The sequence below is a fragment of the Psychrobacillus sp. FSL H8-0487 genome (genome assembly GCF_038008385.1).
GTDB lineage: Bacteria > Bacillota > Bacilli > Bacillales_A > Planococcaceae > Psychrobacillus > Psychrobacillus psychrotolerans.
Map to the genome: position 1 here is coordinate 2,046,565 of NZ_JBBOZA010000001.1, position 19,005 is coordinate 2,065,569.

Consider the following 19,005-nt stretch of genomic DNA (forward strand, 5'->3'; position numbering starts at 1 on the left):
CTTTATTTTTATAGGCTACATATTTACTACAATAATTTTGTTTCTAATATTTGTGTTAATTGTTCCTCTGCATAAAAAAATCCAAATAGTTTTTTGCCCTTATGAATTTCTTTCATTATTTCTGATAATTTTTGTATCGCTTGTTGTTCATCCCCTTTTAATTTTGCCAGAATGGCTTGACTTCTTTTAAAACTGATAGGCTCTATTGGATTCAAAAATTGATGCAGTTCGTTTATTCGCACCTCATCAAAGTTTCCTACAATAATCAAATCTATCTGCTGAATGTGATTGATAAATTGCAACGTAATTTGATTTTGCTTAGTTACAGGTAATTTCTTAAATGGTTCAAGTAGTGCAGAAGCATTTTTGTATCCTTCATTTATTAGTGTGTAGTAAAAAAGAAAATATCCAACCATAACATTGTCAACAGATGGTTGTAATGTTTTTGCTTTTTCAATTAATTCTATAGACCAGTCCGTTGGATGTATTGGGGAATTCATTTCTTTCATCAATAATAAAGATATTAAAAATTCTTCAGTTTGTTTACCTTGTTTTGATAGCTCAAGCAAGACCCTTCCATCTGATTTTATAGCTCCTCGGTATGGCAATATTGTAGTGAGAAAAATGATTAAATTAAATATTCCAAAGTATGAAAAGAAGTGTATGCCCATTGATGTGCCTACTATTAAACTGATAACCGCTGTAATGACAGAAAAAAATGGTCCACCAGAAACAAATCGTTTATGTTGTTTAGCGATACTTGTTAAATCGCTTGATAAAGGTGAACAGCTTGCTACACCCCCAACTAATAACCAATTGTCATTCACCTTAATATGTAAATTTTCAGTATTTTCAACTGTTAAAGGACCAACAGTTAAATAGTTAAATCTGTAACCTGACCATATGCCAAACAACACATGCCCTAACTCATGAATTAACAAGGTAATAAATAATAGGACGAAAGTTAAGCCCATAAAATTCGCCATTGTTGAGTAATTTGTAAAGTTAAATAAAAAAATCAGTATCGCTATAATAATAGTTATTCCCAAAGGTTTTGTAATAGTATTCATTTTTTTCCCCTCCTTCATTTAATACGGATAAAGTAATCGAAAGTTTCGATATTCAACTAACCTGCGGCGTTAGTTCAACAAGAAAAAGCTACCCTGACAGGTAGCCGCTTGTTTAATTAAAGCACTCGTTAGTTGAATAAGAACAGAGACCGCATATTAAACAATCCCGTCCGTTTGCTGAACTCTATAAATTAGCTTTTACAATAACTGTATAAGAGTAGAAATCACAAAATAAGTTAAGAGACCTGCTACAAAGTATAAAATATTCTTCTTCATAAGTTAGTTTCTCCTTTCTCAACTAAATGGTCCAATTGTTGAACACAAATTAAACAAATTCTTAAACTAAAGCACCCGTTAGTTAAGTTATTACAAACTAATTTCTTCACCTATACTTATAGCACGAAAAGGATTTTTTCCCTTTGATTTTAACGATTCAATAAAGTCTGAAGTTAAGTCCTCTTTGTTAATAATTATTCTTGTAGAACCAGATACTACACCGTTTTAAAAAATGGGTTCAATAGATTCTGGATTCTTAAGTCGTTCATAAAAAAACTGTCTAAAACAATAGTTGCATAACTAAAATTTCCTGTATTGTTAGTGAATTGATAGTTAACTTCAATAATAAGTTCGTCATTGTTTTCCTCTATCTCATAGGTGAAAATTTTTACCTCTGCACTTTTATTAGGAAATAAAATCCACACTAAGCACAATAAAAAATCACAGATATAATGAAAATTATTACTTTGTTTCTTTTCAAAAATTCACCCCCACTTTATTTTATTAAACTACCGCGTTAGTTTAAGTGAAATGTTTCACAATCTCCTCTAACAAATGTTTTTGATTACCTATTTATAGGTCTTACTAAAATCAATTTCATTGTATTTTGATCCATTAGTTTAATAAGTTCAACAAAAAGAACGTTAATCCCTTTAATCCAGAATCAACGCTCCTGTTTATTGTCCATTCTCTCTAAACTCTTTTTAGTTCCATTCGTTCAAAAACAGCTTTCTCTTCCTTTATCCCTTCTTTTTGCTCGATTCCCCTAGGTTTTTGCGTTAATCCTTCATGTAGTAACTCCACCGTAGTTTAAAAACCTCACTATTCTACATAAATAAAATTGCACTGACCTAAATGGAACAGAGCAACAATATCAATCACGTAATCAATGATTCAAATGAAACCAAAGAGCCAATCACAGGTTCAATACCGTAACATGGCTAAATATAGGGGTTTTTATTCCTGTCTCAAAAAGGGTAATCAGTGCCGGTGCCTAAATGATGCCATTCTAACTAAAACCACCACTACAAGGTGGGGGCACTACTTCGACACTAGTCGGGACCATCAAAAGAATAGTTAACAAATAAAAATCCCTGTCATATCAACTACTAAAGATGATACCGACAAGGATTTCCCTATTTTTAATGGCTGAGGTTTAGTGGGATTTAGACTTCAGCTGGTGGTGATGAAACACAAACATGCTTCATATCCACCTTTAAGTACATTAATTCAGAAGTCTATTATGTGCACTTAATACTAATTCATAAAAAAATCAAACACCTCATTCTCACTACCAGTTTCTTTAATTATATAGTGACCTCCACGTTCTTTTGTTTTATAAACTTTCCACATACCTTAATCAAATGCACATCCAATTTACAAGGGGAGCATTTGACATCTTATCAAGTATCATAATGTATTAACCTAATTTTAGTTTTTCAGATTTAAATTTATTTAGAAACTCTTGCTTGGTCTAGGCAATTTAATAGAACAACTTATACGATTCAACCTTGAAATCTACAGTTTTTTGATCAAATAAAAATCTTAGCATTTTTATGGCAATTCCGCAAATCAATGCTTCCTAAGTAGTACACAAAAAAAGAAACCTTGAAAGGTTGTATCCAATCAAGGTTGTAATATTATTTTAAGTATTCAAATATTAAATTACACTATCTAAGATATTATTCTCCATACTTTTAAAATGTTACATTACTCATAATTTGTAGAAGTAATATAGTCAAAAGCAGCAGTTGAAGTAATTTCATTATTATGCTCAAAGTTATATATCAGAATTACTGCATTATATGATTTTTTTAAATCTATACTTCCCTTAATTTTTGGGATGATAATTTCTTCATACGAACATCCATCTAATAATGTAGAAATATCACTACTACTATTCTTATAGACCACTTTTTCTATTGTATCTTCATCTGTTTCATCCATATCAATATTAAAATCAATAAAAAATTTGGAAGGTACAGACTCGCCCTTCTCATCATATGTTAAATCTACATACTCTTCTATAGAGTCCTCTTCTTTAATATTTCCTACCCAAATGGAAACCCATCCTTGTTTTTCCATATATTGTCCTCCTACTTTAATCTAATATTTTCTGGTAAAGATGAAACCCCACCCGCTAGTCTATAATTAGCCCAAGGATTGTATCGATCACGAACTAAACGGTAATGAAAAGGACTGTGTACGTCAATATATCTATTACATGACATTTAAGAAGGTAAAATGGGATGACCACGCGACAAACGTTTCAACTTACTATAGAAGTGTCTGCAAGGTCCGCAAATAACGCAATAAGATTTATACGAGTCTTTTATAACTGGGCCCTTATCAAAAAGTATATTAATCATAATCCAGCAAATGATGTTGGATTACAAAAGGAAGATAAAGAGACCTTTGAAATATTTACAGATTATGAGATAAAATCTCTACTAAATGCACCTAAAATAAGGACATATACGGGTCGTAGAGATTACATAATAATGGTATTAATGATTGATACAGGGCTTCGTGTAAGTGAGATGACGTCGCTAATCCGGGGGGACTTCGACTTACATTACAGACAATTAAACATACGTGCTGAAATATCCAAAAGTAAAAGAGCACGCATTGTCCCTATTAGTCGTACTACAGCGAATTTATTGCAAGATTTATTTGATTATATAGACGTCACAGAGGATGAACCAGAAGAGTTTGTGTTCTTAACTCAGTACGCAGAAAGATATTTATTTTCCCATCTAGTTTTTTGATCGCCAACATCGAATTATCCTGAATGATGCCTGTATCTACAAAACCAAATGAATCGTATAATCTTTTAGCTATGACATTATCTGTATGATAAAAGAGGTTTACATAATCTGCTTCCCCATATGGCATAGTTTCAATATCCATCAACATTTTTTCAAAAGCAAGCTTGCCATATCCTTTTCCTTGGTAACTTTTATCAATCATATTATGCCATATAAAATAACTCTTCTTACCATAAAAAACTTCATTTTCAAATGATTCATGATCCATCGTATCGTAAATATACATCAAGAATCCAACTATAGTTTCATCAGCATAAATGGCTAATGGAGTCGCTGGTATACCGTCTGCGTTCAACATATGAGCGTCTGCAAAGCATCTGAGGTTAGTAGTTTCTAATACAAATTCTTTCTGTTTTTCTCCAACTTCAAGTGCTATCACATCATCTATGTTATCCCCAGTTATCTTTCGTAATTCAATCATTTTTTTATCACCTCTCCTAAGACAAGCCACTTCCACAATTCTTTTAGCTTTCCGCGTTTAAGACCTCTTTCTCTTCAAAATTACTCATTTAATTAATCATTCGGCATCCTACTTAGGAATACCTGCTAGTTAAACTAATCTGCCCCTTTAATTCAATCAGAAAAAAGGCTTTACTCCTTCTTGAAATAAAGCACCCGTTAGTTGAAGAAGAAAGAGCAGTTTATTCCCTCATCGTGCCCGATTGGTGAACAATGACTATGACTTTAATTCTTATTTGAACACATCAAAAACTTTGTTTTCGCTATCTTCATACTGGCAAATAACGATTTGTAGGTTTTTCATATTCCAGTCTTTAGAGCGTAGATAGATAAACGTATTATCCAATTCTACAATTTTGTCAGCCGTAAGATAATTTAAATGGAAATATTTATCGTACTCCTCGTTGTAACCAGGTGTCTCGATAGTTATAGGACTAAATAAGCTTGAAGGCTGTTGTATTGTTTTTTTGATTACTCTCGTACTAATATTGTATTGATAAGTATAAATAAATTCATTGTACATATCATCATTCCCAATAAAGATGGTTGTACCATCATGTGATACAGATGCCAACATCATTGGAAGGTCATATGACTTAATTTGTTCATATGAAATTCGATTTGTAACTATAGAGTCTTGCATATTATATACGACTACTCCAAATGTACCTTGCATAACCGCAATGTTGTTATCGGCATATAAAAGTTTGGGCATTTCGGAACCTATATTCATTTGTTCAATGTCAGACGTGTCTACAGCTAATTCTTCACCCTCGGGTAAGGTGAGATTTTCATTATCAGAACCGAGTATAGGATGTTCGTTGTCTTGACCCACCAGTGTAATTGCATCGGAATCATTTGCTTGACAAGCCGCTAATAATAGGAACAGTGATATAAAAGTGAAAAGTAATTTCTTCAAAAAGTCGCCTCCTTAAATTGTTAGACGTGAAGATAATGGATATGTTTCAAATCATTTCTTGTTCAACTAAACTGCCGCGTTAGTTCAATAAGAAAAAAGGCTTTACTCCTTCTTGAAGTAAAGCACCTCGTTAGCTAGCTTAAAAAACTTTTTGACTTTAAGTCTATAATATCTACTAACTCATCTAAGGTTCCAAAGCACTTTTCGATTTCAGGTAAATGATAAAATGTACTGGTTGTTTCAATGTTATCTATTTCTTTGTTCAGTGAGTAAAGATAAATTTTTTTGTCATTTCCAATAGCAATACCTAGTTCAATATGGCTTCCTTTTCCCGCTGGTAATAAAACTACAACAAAATCAGCTTCTATTACAGCATTTTTCTCCTTTTGACCTATTGCCTTTAGTTCTTCCAATGTTGTTACGTTCTCATTTATATGTATGGATAAATCCTTTATTTTTTAACCTTTTACTAACATATCTAACCTGTTAAATAGTTTTTAAGCTAGATGCAATATAAAACTTCATAATCTCTCTCCTTTTTATTACAATTTTATCATATATCTTACTATTTCTTATTCAACTAACCTGCCGCGTTAGTTCAATATTGTTTCTTCACATCGTTCTATATTTCTATTGCTTGTTCATAAATATCATTATTGGACTCGATTTGATAATTTTCAGCACTATCACTTAGATGAAAAATCCCCTTATCATCTATCACTAAAGCACCTGAAATTTGGTCATTATAGATAAATGTTATTGTTATCGCCTTATCATAATTAATTTCTTCATTTGTTTGTCCACTATATTCTATTTGATTGTAAGCCTTCACAAGTGACTGAACAGTTTCTTTATCTACTTTGTTATACCCCTCGTACAAACTCTGCCCAAATTCAATATCAAAGTAATCTGCTTTAATTTGTTTAACAGAGTTATTATTACATCCGCTTACAATAAAAAATACAATTAGCATAATAGACATAAATAATAATTTCCTCACAATTTCACTTCCTCAATCTATAATGATGAAAATCTTGTTCAACTAAACTGCACCTTTAGTTTAACAAGAAAAAGGCTTTATTCCTTCTTGAAGTAAAAAATTCTTTACGTCCTTCTTAAAGAAAAGCACCCTTGAGTTCAAGAAGAGTAACTTATATTATTTCTTTTTGTTAGGATAAATTAAGTTATTTTCAACAAATATCCTACAGTTAATTTTAAAAAACCCACCCAAAGCTACTTTAATTACTTTTTCTATCGTCATTACTTTTTAGTTCACCATTTAATACAGTTCTAACAGCAAGTCCAAGATTTTCATCCTGTAATTGTCCGTTTACATATAGTTTTTCACCTGTAAACCAGCTGTTCACCACTTTAATATGATGACCATCGTGCATAACTTCAAATGTTTTTTTCATATTGAACTTAACCTCCTAAAAATATCTTCAAGTAAAAATACTAAATTTCCTTGTTAAACTTTCCTGCTGCGTTAGTAAAAACAAACCCTTTGTCTATAATTCTATTAAGTTGGCAATAATCCTTTTAATATTACTATTTTAGGGGGAATGGAATTATTACTTGAAGCGGAGAAGCGAATAGAGGGTTTTTCACCACAAACTTTAAAGGCCTACCAGGTACAGTCCTTGCTACTAATTGGTTATTTTAAAGATATAGAGATGAAATTGCTAGATACAAATCAACTGAAAGAATATCTCGCTATATCTGGCGTATCCGCTTTTTAAAGTCATTTTTTCGTTGGTCCCATGAAGAAGGTTTCCTAAGTAGGAATCCAACTTCCAAGATTAAAGAACCAAAAGTAGGTAAGCGGATACCTAAGTATTTAACTGAGCGGGAGATTGAACACCTTCGTGAATCCTGTCATTCTGCTATGGAAAAAGCGATATTTGAATTCATGTTTTCTACAGGTTGTCGAATTGGAGAAATAGTTTCGTTAGAAAAGAACCATATTAATTGGTCCAATCAATCTTCAATCGTGAGAGGAAAGGGAAGTTTATTTTAATACACGTTGTGACATATGGCTTAAACGCTATTTAGAAAGCCGTAATGACCAAAATCCAGCCATCTTTGTGATAACAAGGCAGCCACATAGAATGAGCGTCGCCCAAATGCGATATACCATAAAGCGGATCTCCAATCGTGCGGAAATTAATAATGGATTCACCCACACCAACTTAGGCACAGCTACGCAACTCATTTGATGAATAATGGAGCTCCTATTGAAGTCATACAAAGTCTTATGGGACATGAGAAAAGTGAAACAACTAGGATCTACGCTCAATTAAGCGGAAGACTAAGGAAGGAGTATTATCAGAAATACTTTTAAATATAAAGGAGCAACGTCATAATGACGTTGCTCAATTTGACTAACGCACCCGTTAGCCATCCATGTAGCGCAAAATCAGCGCTACACCACAGAGAATGAAAATGTGAAAACCTGGGTATAGGATACTACGGCTGGGAGAGGAAGGTCGATGAACTATGGTGCCATAGAGCCCATCCGTTAGTCTGACTCCAACGACCACGGTGCATCACAGACTGTCGCTCCCTTACGGGAAGCACTCATGGGAGATTAATCCTACTCTGGTTATTGCACCAGCCTCCAATACTATTTGCCGTAGAAAGGATGATTACAATGGAAGTAATCATTGAACGTGCTTGTGGGATGGATGTCCATAAGGATTCCATTACTGCTTGTATTATTACCCCAAAAGGAAAGGAGATTCAAACGTTTTCCACTAAAACTGTATTTCTATTAAAGTTAATTGACTGGATTAAGGGGCATGGTTGTACTCACGTAGCAATGGAGAGTACAGGTGTATTTTGGAAGCCTATTGTTAACTTGCTAGAAGCCGAGAGCATTGAATTTTTAGTAGTGAACGCTCAACATATGAAAGCAGTACCAGGTCGCAAGACCGATGTAAAGGATGCCGAATGGATTGCCAAACTTCTTCGTCATGGTCTACTTAAAGCAAGTTTTATTCCAGACCGAAATCAGCGGGAATTGCGAGAGTTAGTTCGATACCGTCGAAGTATTATTGAAGAGCGTGCGAGACAACATAATCGGATTCAAAAGGTTTTAGAAGGAGCGAATATCAAACTCGGTTCCGTTGTCTCCGACATCATGGGTGTTTCATCGCTTGATATGCTTCGTGCTATCGCCGATGGCGAAAATGATCCTGAGAAATTAGCTAGCTTTGCCCGCCGATCAATGAAGAAGAAAAAGAGTGAACTAGAACTAGCTCTTCGAGGATATATCAATCCACATCAACGTCTCATGTTGAAAACCATTCTGGTCCATATAGAATTTCTAACTGAGCAGATTGAGCTATTAAACGAAGAGGTGGCTACTAGGTTATCCTCCCATCAAGAAGATATAGAACGATTGGATTCCATTCCTGGCATCGCCACTCGAATGGCTGAACAAATTTTAGCCGAAGTCGGTACAGATGTGGAGAAGCAATTCCCCAGTTCGGCGCACTTATGTTCCTGGGCAGGATTAGTACCTGGACATAATGAAAGTGCGGGCAAGAGGAAATCAACCAACATGAAAAAAGGAAACAAGTACTTGAAATCGACATTAATTGAAGCAGCTCATTCTGTTAGAGGATCCAAAACCTACTTGGGATCCTTGTATAGGCGTACTGCATCAAGAAAGGGTAAAAAGCGGGCAGGGATATCGGTGGCTCATGCCATTTTAAGAATCAGCTATTATCTCCTAACACGCAAAGAAATGTACGTAGACTTAGGGGAAGATTACTTTGACAAACAAAAAGAACAATTGTACGATATTCTGTTCGAAGACTTGAAAACTTAGGTTACAACGTGACAATCAACGTGACAATCACTGAACCAAATGCCTCCTAATCCAACCCACAATTTAATTCTCTATTAGGCGCTGCACTTTTTTTAAAAATTATTGGGCTGCGTCAGATTTCGTATTGCCTTTTTCTCTAAATCGAAGATTTAATTTTCATGGGAGTTCAACAAAAAGACTTCATTCTGATGTCATGTATCTGAATAAGCTGATTCCTTTTTTGTTTCTTGGACTTTTTGGGTACTAAGGACAAAACTAAGAACTGCTGCAATGCTACAAACATACGGAAGGAAAGAGTATCCCCATTTAGAAATGACAAAACCACCAATCATTGAGCCAAGGGTAATACCAATATACAAAGCGGTATTATTCCACGCCATGACAATTCCTCGTTCGTTTGAATATTCAACCGCTAATCTTGCTTGGTATGAACTAAATCCTGCATACCCAACTAAAGCCCATAAGAACAAGAAGAAATAGATCCAATCACCTGATGTGAAGAATATACCTAAACAAACAAATATTAGTGTCAAGAACATGAGGGTAACTTTCGATATATTCCTTTCTCCAAATCTATCTGTTAATTGTCCACTTATAAGACTTCCTAAAACAGCTCCGATACCATAAAAAGTTATAGCTAATGTGATTTCTGTTGATGAGAATCTATTTTCAGAATATTGAGAAGCTCCTAAGTAAACATAAAGAGCATACATTGAAATCGCCCAAAAGGTTGTAACACTTACCGAACCAAGTATTCTTAGCAAATTTCCTTCTAATAGATTCCTTGTTAAATAGATTTTAGGAACATATTTCCAGGTGTTGAAATTTACTACTGCCAATATAGCTCCTATAACGGCCATTATAACAAATACTGAACGCCAACCGAGAAAATGCTCTAATAACATACCGAATGGAGCTCCTGCCCAAAGAGCTGTTAAGTGTCCTGAAACAACAATCGAAAGCCATGTCCCTGTCCGATTTGGTGGTGCAGTATCTACAATGATTGCGTAAATCAAAGGAGTAATTGAAGCAACGGATAAACCAGCTAAAATACGACTAACAATTAACCAAAAGAATGAAGGAGCAAAAGCAGTTAGTATGTTAGAAATGACGAACAACAATAAGCCAAATGTAATTAATAGTCTCCGTCCATTTTTATCTGAAAGCCATCCAAAGAAAGGAGCGAAAAAAGCATATGTGACTGCAAAAACTGTTACCATCCATCCAGTCATCGCTGAACTAACATTATAAGCTTCCGAAATGAACGGTAGTAAAGGAGATACTACAAATAAGTCAATACCCATTAAAAACAATGTTATCCAACCAACACTTAAACCTACCTTCCCACTAAACTCCATTGCATCCCCCATTTATAATTATTGTTACATGTATATTCTTTAAAGCTATAAAAAGGACCTCTTGTTCAACTAAACTGCGGCGTTAGTTCAATAAGAAAAAAAGGCTTACTCCTTCTTGAAGTAAAGCACCCGTTAGCACAATAAAAAGCAACAGGACATCCTGTTAATTTAATGGACCAGTCACTTCAAGGCATTTTCCATTATACGCATTAATTTTAACGGTTGATTCTTCTCCATTTTTTGTTTTCAGTGTTATATTCAAATCGCGTTTATTAGTGTGTTGATTATAAAAACCATTCTTTGTATCAATAGACAATTGCTTCAGTGTAATTTCATCAAAGTTAATATCAAGAGCTTTTATTCCCAATTCTTTTGGCGGAACGTTCAAACACAAAACTGCATAATTTGTAGCTTCCACAGTTGTCAATATAGGTTTTTGGTATTCATATGCAAAACAAATGATAAAGAAAACTAAAATTATGAATACAGTTTTCTTCAAGTTTGTAGCCTTTAACACGTTTCCATCACCCTATCCAATGTTTGAATTTTTCCAACCATTTAAATTCCCTATTCAGCTAACTTCCCATGTACTTTAATACGTTAAAAACAGATGAAAGTTCCAATTTATAGTAAATTTTTCACTGGAAATTAACGATAATACATCTCTGCTTCTTCAACTAAACTGCCGCTTTAGTTCAATAAGAAAAAGGCTTTACTCCTTCTTGAAGTAAAGCACCCTTTAGTTGAAGAAGCTTTCTCAAACTATAATCCTGGCTCTTCGTCTCAAAACTTTATAAGTTTCTACTGGAAGATAATAAATCATGATTGCAGTCATGTGGAGTTCAAAGCTAAGGAGAAGTATCCCTTTAAATAAGTTAAATTCAAGCTCACTGAAATTCATATAGAACAAAGTAAACAATAGAGAAGTAATTAATCCTGAAAACAAATAAGTGATTATTCGTTTCTTAAAACTTTTCTTATAGGAAATGAAAAGCAAGGGTAATTCCTTCATAAAGTAAAGAATAACGACGCTTATTGTACCGATTATAAAGAAAAACTCCGATTCTATTTGAAATACCTTTAGAATAACTAAACGAAATAATAAATATGCCATAGAAATTATTAATGTATAAGCAATCCTTTTCACTTTTCTCCTCCTTTCCTAATTTAAGTTGAGGGGTGCCTAATTCTAATAAAGCACCCGTTAGTGAAAAAGTAGGAACTCTATTCTTGATTAAAATGCCACAGTTTTTCTAAAGGAATATCGGAGTCTTTGAAACCGTATTTAGTTAACATAATTCGGTCTATCGCTTTTTCAGGGTTTTCTTGATACATCTTTATAATAACTTCACAATGTGCCAATGCTAAATGTTCTGTAAGCATTCGTGCAAATTCACCGAGTTTTTCTCTATGTTCATCTTTAACAGGTTCATCAGAGAAATATGTAGCTGATACAAAGTTTGCACGTTGTTCATTATCTTCATAAATTAGCTCTGGCATTTCAAAATCTTCAAATGTTGCAGGTCGAAATTCATCTAATATGACTAAAGCATATTGTTGGTCCCTAATTCGAACATCCCAAACTTCAAAGTCTCTTAATCTAATTTTACGTTCAAAATAATCAATCAAACTTATACGTCCCCTTTCAATTCAAATTATTCGACTGCTGATAATCTTTCAAAATTCATTTTCTTATTGAAGTAAAGCACCCGTTAGTTGAATAAGAAATTTCTTAAAATTTGTTACGTTTAAAGCTTATCTTCAGTTTGTTTTCTAATAATATATCCAATAACTATTCCTATGATAAGAATCGTAAGCCCTTGTTGGTCCCAGTCTTTCAAAATAAAGCTAAGTCCTATCCAACTTATGAATGCCCCTAAAATTGCCAAGAATAAATATTTCAAATATAGTCCTCCCTCTCTCTGTATACCGATATAATGTTTAAAAACATCGGTTTCTTATTTTAAATTCCTTAATAGCTTCTTCAACAAACCTGCTGCTTTAGTTCAAAAAGAAAAAGGCTTTACTCCTTCTGGAAGTAAAGCACCCATTAGTTGAAGAAGCTTATTTTATTGAACGCCTTCATTCTTTCTATGAACATAGGTAAGGTCCTTAAAGTAGTACAATGAATAATCTTTTCTAATGTCTACTTCAAACGAGAAAATTTCCTTTGTTGATACATCCTCAAGAAGAATTTCAAATAAACCCATCCCTATACGATAATTAATTTCCAAGGCTTGTATGTTCTCTCTACTTATTTCGTAATTTGTTTCAACATAGCTTGCTGCATAATTATAAGCAACAGCACTTCTCGATTTAGAGTCAAAATAAGTGTAACAAATAAAAATAACAAGTAGACAAAATATTATATTGAATATTATTACATTCTTCACTTTACACCCCTTTTCGCTTGTTCAATTAAACTGCCGCGTAAGTTCAATAAGAAAAAATGCTTTACTCCTTCTTGAAGTAAAGCACCCGTTAGTTGAATAAGCACATACTTTATTCAGATTAGGTAACAACACATCTAATTAGATAAAGTCATAAAGAGGTATATTGAAGGAAATAAACGCTTTACCCTTCTTGAAGTAAAGGACAAAAAAGAGTCGATTCTTATTCGTCCCAAAATTCATTATCTATTGCATTTTCTATCTCACCTAAGAAAAACTCATAAAAATTAGGGTTAGAAAGATAGATGGCAGATTCAAATGGACTCCAGTTCATAATAGGACATTCTCCATCTTTTAGCTTACTTGTATCCAAACAATAGCCATATTCATCACACCAATAAATCATCACAAAACCAACCGGCATTGAGGAAAAACGTTGTTTATAAGAGAGCATCATTTCACAGTCACTAAATTCAAAACCATTTCCTCCACCACCGTATTCAGCTAAAAACCATATATAACTTTCTGGAAATGTAACCCCTAATAATTTTTCCGTTTTCTCTATTTCATCATAATTTATGCTTCCAAAAAAGTTCTTCCTTTGGTCATATTGATTAATAAGTTTATCTATTTTTAATTTATACAATATTATTCAACCTTTCACGATTCCTTAATACTAATACATTCTTAAGATTCTTTAATTTATTTGTATTTCCTTCTTAAACTAAACTGCTTCTTTAGCTCAATAAGAAAAAAGGCTTTACTGCTTCTTGAAGTCCATTAACTCTATTATTTTATCCAATTTCTTTCCAAGTTCTTTAAGTTGATGCTTTTTTGCCTGTTGATTCAAGAGTAATCTTCTTATAAATAACGTGAACGATACTACAAATAAAACGATAAGCCCCAATACTATAACCTGATAAATCATGTCTCCCACATTAAACATTAAAACATCCCCTTGTATAGAAATGGTCAAGCACAACTTTACATTACCTCTCACATTCCATATTTCCTTCATTTCACCATTTTCCATTGGTAATTAGACTCTTTATAAGTCATTCCTTTTTGAACTAACCTGCCTCGTTAGTTCAATAAGAAAAAATGCTTTACCCTTCTTTAAGTAAAGCACCCGTTAGCTTTATAGATTTAACAAAAAAGCTGTAATCCTTCTTGAAGTGATATCAAAAATAGTTAATCTATATAGATGAACGTTTCTATTTCCTTAACTTTTTTCCCGTCTAATTGGTGCGTGAACCCGAATGTTTCGCCCTTTCCATCGTGATTTATTACAATTTCGATATCGTGAACTAGTTCTGTGAAATACCTAAAAGCTTTTTTTAATTCGTCATAGGTTTCCGCCGTTTCAATTCCTTGCTCTTCTGCTACTGCAATAGAATAATCAAGATTACCCATCAAAGTTTGAAGCACCTCCAAATTTTCAAAGTCTTTTTGAAGGTCGTCACCTTGGATCCGAAAATATCTCATTTCATTTCTGATGCGTTCTGCCTTCGGGTAATATTCTTTTACGACGGTAGTTTTGGCAATGTCTTCAGCGTGAAAGGCAATCCAAGCTTCCAACGTTGTTTCTATTCCATAACTGTTGAAGCCTTCAGGCGTTGAAACGTCCCTCCAGTTCTTCGGGTCATTGACTTCGGCTTCTGTTTTTACTTGTTCTACTTTCGTTTCATCTGTTTTAGGTTGTTCAACTTTCGTTTCTTCTTTCGTACACCCTGTTAATAATCCACTTACCAATAATCCTGTAAATGCTAATTTTATTAGTTTCATTATTCTGCCCCCTTGTGATTGAAAATCCTGATACTTGAAATCATCTATTAATTATCATATTTTACCATAAAAAACCAATTCTTTTCTTCAACTAAACTGCTGCTTTAGTTGAATAAGAAAAAAGGCTTTACTCCTTCTTGAAGTAAAGCACCCGTTAGTTGAATTAGAATACTAATCCAGAATTCATTTATTCTCTTACTAATTCCTCTAAAATACTAAAAAAACCTTTATCATCTTCAAATAAATATTCTTCGTATGAACCACCACTATTATCTCTAATTGCTATACTTTTACCGGTAATATCCATAAACATATAATAACCTCTGTTCAAAGTGATTTTCATCGAGTAATCGTTATCGGAAGATAATGATTCGTCTTTTTTAAATTTCGATTTTTCAAAAGCCTTTATCAATTTTTTCTGAGTTGTATCTGTTAACTCAATCGGAACGAGTTTTCCATCATCCACTTCAATAACAATCTTTGTCAACTCTACAGATTGTTCTTCTACACTAAAATCAACATCTTCTAAAACATCTGCCGCAGTATAAAACTTTTCAGAATTAAAAAAGTACAAACCTATTCCGAGAATAATAACTATAATAATACCAATAACAGTTTTCTTATTTTTCATTTCCTCACCCCAATACCAATATCCAATTCTATAATTCTATACCTATCCTCAACAAACCTGCCGCGTTAGTTTAATAAGAAAAAAGGCCTTACTCCTTCTTGAAGTAAAGCACCCGTTAGTTGAACAGCATGCATGTTAAAATTGATTCGTAGACAATTAGTTACTATCACTTAAAACAAGTGTAGCGAATGCAAAATTACTGTTATTAATTTTAGTTCTAATTAACAAACAATGTATAAGTTTTCCGTCTACTGCATAATCCATATATGTACCAAAATTATGATTTTGCTGGGATGGTAATTCAACGATTCCATTTTCTCCAACACTTAGGATGACTGGGTCGATATCATACTCGGAAATAATGTAACCTTTCTCATTTAAAATGTAATCATAAACCTCAAATTCATCTGCTTCAAAGTTTAGCGATTCAATTTGTATGATTTCGCTATTATTAATGGAAGGTAACTCACTAAACTTTTTACCTACCATATAATTCCTGATTCTCTCTTCAATTTCTTCTTTTTCTTCGTTATGCAAATCTCCATAAGAAATAGGGGTTAAATGGTCAGAAGCACTGGATATTCTAATTTCAGGTTCTTCTGTTCCTTTTTGACATGCAGTAAGAAGTATTATACTAAATATAAAAATAACCCATATTTTTGCTCGATTTTTCAATTTTTCACTCTCCTTTCTCATTGAATTAATTCATAATTTGATTTTAAAAAATCGGATGAAAAACTTGTAGAATTTTTCGTCCTATAACTACTTCTACGCAATTCCAATAAGAAAAAAGACTTTACTCCTTCTTGAAGTAAAGCACCCGTTAGTTGAAGAAGGGGTTAGCCATTGCAGAAACAACCTCTCCCCATAATACTAAACGAATATATTACTCGTGATTTAAAGGATAAAACTATTTCTTCCTCTGACGGATAGCAAATTTAGCACCTAAATAGGCAATTATTAAAAACAGCATATTTTTTATACCATAGTCCCCTGTAATAACCCCCAGTATCAACCATGAAGAAATTAAACCGAAAAGAAACAAAAATATTGATTTCAATATATTTCCCCTTCTTTCTTCTGTTTCCTGCGGTAAAAAAACCGCTATATATAAAAGATAGTCCATGTTATTACTAACACTGACAAAGGAATATACGGATAGTTTTGTCCACCATAAAATATAAGAATGCTTCCTATAATAAACGCTGGTACCGCCAAATAAAACCACATTCTTACTTCCTTGTTTTTAAAACTTAATTCAAATCGTTCACTCATATCGCACCCCTTTATAACTTTCTTCAATTTTACTTTCCCTTTAATACGGTTGATACGAATTGAGGTTCCGATTTTAAACAAAATACATTTCCTTATTCAACTAACCTGCCGCGTTAGTTCAATAAAAAAAGGCTTTATTCCTTCTTGAAATAAAGCACCCGTTAGTGAAAAACTTCTCTACATTCCTTTTATCCCATTAGACTCAAAAATCCTATTGTTAAAACCATTGACCCAATAGAAATTAGGCACACAATTACAAATTGATTAAAAGTAATCTTTTTTAATTTACCTTTTCTTTTCTGATTGTATAAAAACATAGTAAATACAATAACCCACGTTACCATTAGAATATAAAAAGAAACTAATATTTGATTTCACCACCACAACCTATTAATTTTTCCTGAATCTTAAGCCATCTATAACTTTATATAATTTACCATAGTGGTTTTACACAAGTCTGGTTGAGGATGCAATAGAAGGGTGCTTGTTTAACTAAAGCACCCGTTAGTGAAAAACTTCTCTACATTCCTTTTATCCCTTGAATGTAGAATAGATATATGGACACATCTTGGTTAAGTCAATAAAATTGAACTAACGAAAGGTCGTGTCTGTATTATGAGTCAAAAACGTTATAACCAAGAATTTAAACAAACAGTAGTGGAGCTTCACAGCTCAGGTACCCCGGTCAGCCAACTATCTAGCGAATATGGTGTTTCAGAAGTAACCATCTATAAATGGATTAAACAACTCTCTACAATCGAAGGGACAAAGGAATTAACTGTATCCGATGTAGAAATGATTCAAAAAGAAAACCTCCGGTTAAAACAGGAGCTTGAAATCCTAAAAAAGGCTATGACCATATTCGCGAGAAAATAGAGGACGAAGAACTGATCGACTACATTACAAATGAAAGCGGACATCATCCAGTACAAGTGATGTGTCGCATTTTAAAGATGCCTAAAAGTACTTATTATCAATCATTTCATAAGAAACTGAACAGCTACCACGTGGCCAATGAGGCAATATTGGATCGTATAATAGCGATTCATAAAGAAAGCAAAGGTATCTATGGCGCCCCAAAAATACATCGAGTACTTTTAAAAGAAGGCTATTCTTGCAGTATAAAAAGAGTCCAACGTCTGATGAAACGAGCAGGCATCCAGTCAAACATTGTAAAGAAATACCGTCCAGCAAGTACACAGACACCAGTGGAAGAACGAGAAAATGTGTTGAAGCAAGATTTTACAACAACCACAATCAATGAAAAATGGGTGGCAGATATCACGTATATCCATACGCTTCGAGATGGCTGGTGTTATCTAGCGTCTGTCCTCGATTTGCATTCAAAGAAAATAGTAGGCTACAAGTTTTCCCGTACGATGACCACAGAAATCGTGTTGGATGCTTTAAAAAGTGCCGTCAAAGCCCAAAATCCAGCGCCGGGACTAATCATCCATACGGATCTGGGTACTCAATATACAAGTGAGGCATTTCAAGAACAGTTAAAAAGATATGAAATGATTGCATCATTCAGTCGAAAAGGATGTCCTTATGACAATGCATGCATCGAGTCCTTTCATGCCACACTCAAAAAAGAAGAAGTTTATCAAAAAAGATATGAATACTTTGAGAATGCGAGAATCTCCTTATTTCAATATATAGAAGGTTGGTATAATCGCAAACGAATTCATGGAAGCATCGGCTTTGTAACGCCAGAGGCGTATGAAATAATGTGTCGCGCAGCAGCCTGAGTCTTAGGGGTATAAGCCAATCCCCCCACATTTTTCAGGCACAACATCCATGAATTATTCTCTCCACATCCCAAGTAAATTGTCAAAGGCTCTTTTCACTTTGACGATTTACTTGGGATGTGGAACACTCCATGAATGGTGGTTGTGCAGAAAAAAACTTAATCTTTTTGTGTCCAGAATCTTGACGTAGATCCACCTTTAGACTCAAAAATCCTATTGTTAAAACCATTGACCCAATAGAAATTAGGCACACAATTACAAATTGATTAAAAGTAATCTTTTTTAATTTACCTTTTCTTTTCTGACTGTATAAAACCATAGTAAATACAATAACCCACGTTACCATTAGAATATAAAAAGAAACTAATATTTGATTTCACCGCCACAACCTATTAATTTTCCCTGAATCTTTAGCCATCTATAACTTTATA

21 protein-coding genes and 2 pseudogenes are annotated in these 19,005 nt (G+C 33.5%); 4 read left to right on the top strand and 19 right to left on the bottom strand.

Going from position 1 to position 19,005, the window contains the following annotated elements:
- Positions 1–26: 26 nt before the first annotated feature.
- Together MHI47_RS10345 and MHI47_RS10350 are read right to left on the bottom strand one after the other, a co-directional pair.
- Positions 27–1,070 (bottom strand): site-2 protease family protein, encoded by a 1,044-nt coding sequence (locus MHI47_RS10345; RefSeq protein WP_340830729.1) that lies wholly within the window; start codon positions 1,068–1,070, stop codon positions 27–29.
- Between the two features lie 1,986 nt (positions 1,071–3,056).
- Positions 3,057–3,431, bottom strand: a complete 375-nt coding sequence (locus MHI47_RS10350) for an immunity 22 family protein (RefSeq protein WP_340830731.1) — start codon at positions 3,429–3,431, stop codon at positions 3,057–3,059.
- 164 nt (positions 3,432–3,595) lie between these two features.
- Between MHI47_RS10350 and MHI47_RS10355 the strand changes: the two genes are divergently transcribed.
- Positions 3,596–4,114, top strand: coding sequence for a tyrosine-type recombinase/integrase (locus tag MHI47_RS10355; protein WP_340830732.1), 519 nt, complete (start codon positions 3,596–3,598; stop codon positions 4,112–4,114).
- On the opposite strand, the gene MHI47_RS10360 is transcribed toward MHI47_RS10355, so the two are convergent.
- The 5 genes from MHI47_RS10360 to MHI47_RS10380 all read right to left on the bottom strand — a co-directional run bounded on the left by MHI47_RS10360 (position 4,035) and on the right by MHI47_RS10380 (position 6,967).
- Positions 4,035–4,595, bottom strand: coding sequence for a GNAT family N-acetyltransferase (locus MHI47_RS10360; RefSeq protein WP_340830733.1), 561 nt, complete (start codon positions 4,593–4,595; stop codon positions 4,035–4,037). The two genes, MHI47_RS10355 and MHI47_RS10360, sit on opposite strands and share 80 nt — an antisense overlap.
- A 270-nt stretch (positions 4,596–4,865) precedes the next feature.
- A complete protein-coding gene (locus MHI47_RS10365; RefSeq protein WP_340830734.1) occupies positions 4,866–5,552 on the bottom strand; it encodes a hypothetical protein in 687 nt (228 codons plus the stop codon).
- A gap of 134 nt (positions 5,553–5,686) precedes the next feature.
- On the bottom strand, positions 5,687–5,965 hold the full coding sequence (locus tag MHI47_RS10370) for a hypothetical protein (protein WP_340830735.1): 279 nt from the start codon (positions 5,963–5,965) through the stop codon (positions 5,687–5,689).
- Between the two features lie 209 nt (positions 5,966–6,174).
- On the bottom strand, positions 6,175–6,552 hold the full coding sequence (locus tag MHI47_RS10375) for a hypothetical protein (RefSeq protein WP_340830736.1): 378 nt from the start codon (positions 6,550–6,552) through the stop codon (positions 6,175–6,177).
- 238 nt (positions 6,553–6,790) lie between these two features.
- Positions 6,791–6,967 (bottom strand): hypothetical protein, encoded by a 177-nt coding sequence (locus MHI47_RS10380; RefSeq protein ID WP_340830737.1) that lies wholly within the window; start codon positions 6,965–6,967, stop codon positions 6,791–6,793.
- A 147-nt stretch (positions 6,968–7,114) separates the two neighbouring features.
- Here MHI47_RS10380 and MHI47_RS10385 point away from each other — a divergent pair.
- Positions 7,115–7,893, top strand: a pseudogene (locus MHI47_RS10385) (tyrosine-type recombinase/integrase).
- 309 nt (positions 7,894–8,202) lie between these two features.
- A pseudogene (locus MHI47_RS10390) lies at positions 8,203–9,434 on the top strand (IS110 family transposase).
- A gap of 141 nt (positions 9,435–9,575) precedes the next feature.
- Here the strand turns inward: MHI47_RS10390 and MHI47_RS10395 are convergent.
- The 12 genes from MHI47_RS10395 to MHI47_RS10450 all read right to left on the bottom strand — a co-directional run bounded on the left by MHI47_RS10395 (position 9,576) and on the right by MHI47_RS10450 (position 16,776).
- Entirely contained in the window at positions 9,576–10,742 is a 1,167-nt protein-coding gene (locus MHI47_RS10395) for an MFS transporter (RefSeq protein WP_340830738.1), read from the bottom strand.
- Positions 10,743–10,905: 163 nt separating this feature from the next.
- Positions 10,906–11,259, bottom strand: a complete 354-nt coding sequence (locus MHI47_RS10400) for a hypothetical protein (protein WP_340830740.1) — start codon at positions 11,257–11,259, stop codon at positions 10,906–10,908.
- Positions 11,260–11,499: 240 nt separating this feature from the next.
- Entirely contained in the window at positions 11,500–11,889 is a 390-nt protein-coding gene (locus MHI47_RS10405) for a hypothetical protein (RefSeq protein ID WP_340830742.1), read from the bottom strand.
- A gap of 77 nt (positions 11,890–11,966) precedes the next feature.
- The gene (locus MHI47_RS10410; protein ID WP_340762473.1) at positions 11,967–12,371 is read right to left on the bottom strand and encodes a hypothetical protein; all 405 of its coding nucleotides are present in this window, start codon (positions 12,369–12,371) and stop codon (positions 11,967–11,969) included.
- 119 nt (positions 12,372–12,490) lie between these two features.
- On the bottom strand, positions 12,491–12,646 hold the full coding sequence (locus MHI47_RS10415; RefSeq protein ID WP_340830743.1) for a hypothetical protein: 156 nt from the start codon (positions 12,644–12,646) through the stop codon (positions 12,491–12,493).
- A 165-nt stretch (positions 12,647–12,811) separates the two neighbouring features.
- The gene (locus MHI47_RS10420) at positions 12,812–13,135 is read right to left on the bottom strand and encodes a histidine kinase (RefSeq protein ID WP_340830744.1); all 324 of its coding nucleotides are present in this window, start codon (positions 13,133–13,135) and stop codon (positions 12,812–12,814) included.
- Between the two features lie 220 nt (positions 13,136–13,355).
- Entirely contained in the window at positions 13,356–13,778 is a 423-nt protein-coding gene (locus MHI47_RS10425) for an SMI1/KNR4 family protein (RefSeq protein WP_340830745.1), read from the bottom strand.
- 114 nt (positions 13,779–13,892) lie between these two features.
- Complete coding sequence (locus tag MHI47_RS10430) at positions 13,893–14,078, bottom strand: DUF4083 domain-containing protein (protein WP_340832034.1); 186 nt, start codon at positions 14,076–14,078, stop codon at positions 13,893–13,895.
- Positions 14,079–14,323: 245 nt separating this feature from the next.
- Entirely contained in the window at positions 14,324–14,917 is a 594-nt protein-coding gene (locus MHI47_RS10435; RefSeq protein WP_340830747.1) for a hypothetical protein, read from the bottom strand.
- A gap of 187 nt (positions 14,918–15,104) precedes the next feature.
- Entirely contained in the window at positions 15,105–15,548 is a 444-nt protein-coding gene (locus MHI47_RS10440; RefSeq protein ID WP_340769476.1) for a hypothetical protein, read from the bottom strand.
- A gap of 156 nt (positions 15,549–15,704) precedes the next feature.
- Positions 15,705–16,223, bottom strand: coding sequence for a hypothetical protein (locus tag MHI47_RS10445; protein WP_340769478.1), 519 nt, complete (start codon positions 16,221–16,223; stop codon positions 15,705–15,707).
- 235 nt (positions 16,224–16,458) lie between these two features.
- On the bottom strand, positions 16,459–16,776 hold the full coding sequence (locus tag MHI47_RS10450) for a hypothetical protein (RefSeq protein ID WP_340830748.1): 318 nt from the start codon (positions 16,774–16,776) through the stop codon (positions 16,459–16,461).
- A gap of 662 nt (positions 16,777–17,438) precedes the next feature.
- On the opposite strand from MHI47_RS10450, the gene MHI47_RS10455 reads away from it, so the two are divergent.
- A protein-coding gene (locus MHI47_RS10455) for an IS3 family transposase (RefSeq protein WP_340830166.1) occupies positions 17,439–18,574 on the top strand; the annotation gives its coding sequence in 2 pieces (ribosomal slippage) (positions 17,439–17,664 and positions 17,664–18,574; 1,137 coding nt in all).
- Positions 18,575–19,005: the final 431 nt, after the last annotated feature.

What these genes read in the sequence shown, in the direction of transcription:
- MHI47_RS10345 (WP_340830729.1), bottom strand. Translation starts at nt 1,070, where the DNA reads ATGAATACTATTACAAAACCTTTGGGAATAACTATTATTATAGCGATA.
- MHI47_RS10350 (WP_340830731.1), bottom strand. Translation starts at nt 3,431, where the DNA reads ATGGAAAAACAAGGATGGGTTTCCATTTGGGTAGGAAATATTAAAGAA.
- MHI47_RS10355 (WP_340830732.1), top strand. Translation starts at nt 3,596, where the DNA reads ATGACCACGCGACAAACGTTTCAACTTACTATAGAAGTGTCTGCAAGG.
- MHI47_RS10360 (WP_340830733.1), bottom strand. Translation starts at nt 4,595, where the DNA reads ATGATTGAATTACGAAAGATAACTGGGGATAACATAGATGATGTGATA.
- MHI47_RS10380 (WP_340830737.1), bottom strand. Translation starts at nt 6,967, where the DNA reads ATGAAAAAAACATTTGAAGTTATGCACGATGGTCATCATATTAAAGTG.
- MHI47_RS10395 (WP_340830738.1), bottom strand. Translation starts at nt 10,742, where the DNA reads ATGGAGTTTAGTGGGAAGGTAGGTTTAAGTGTTGGTTGGATAACATTG.
- MHI47_RS10430 (WP_340832034.1), bottom strand. Translation starts at nt 14,078, where the DNA reads ATGTTTAATGTGGGAGACATGATTTATCAGGTTATAGTATTGGGGCTT.
- MHI47_RS10435 (WP_340830747.1), bottom strand. Translation starts at nt 14,917, where the DNA reads ATGAAACTAATAAAATTAGCATTTACAGGATTATTGGTAAGTGGATTA.
- MHI47_RS10440 (WP_340769476.1), bottom strand. Translation starts at nt 15,548, where the DNA reads ATGAAAAATAAGAAAACTGTTATTGGTATTATTATAGTTATTATTCTC.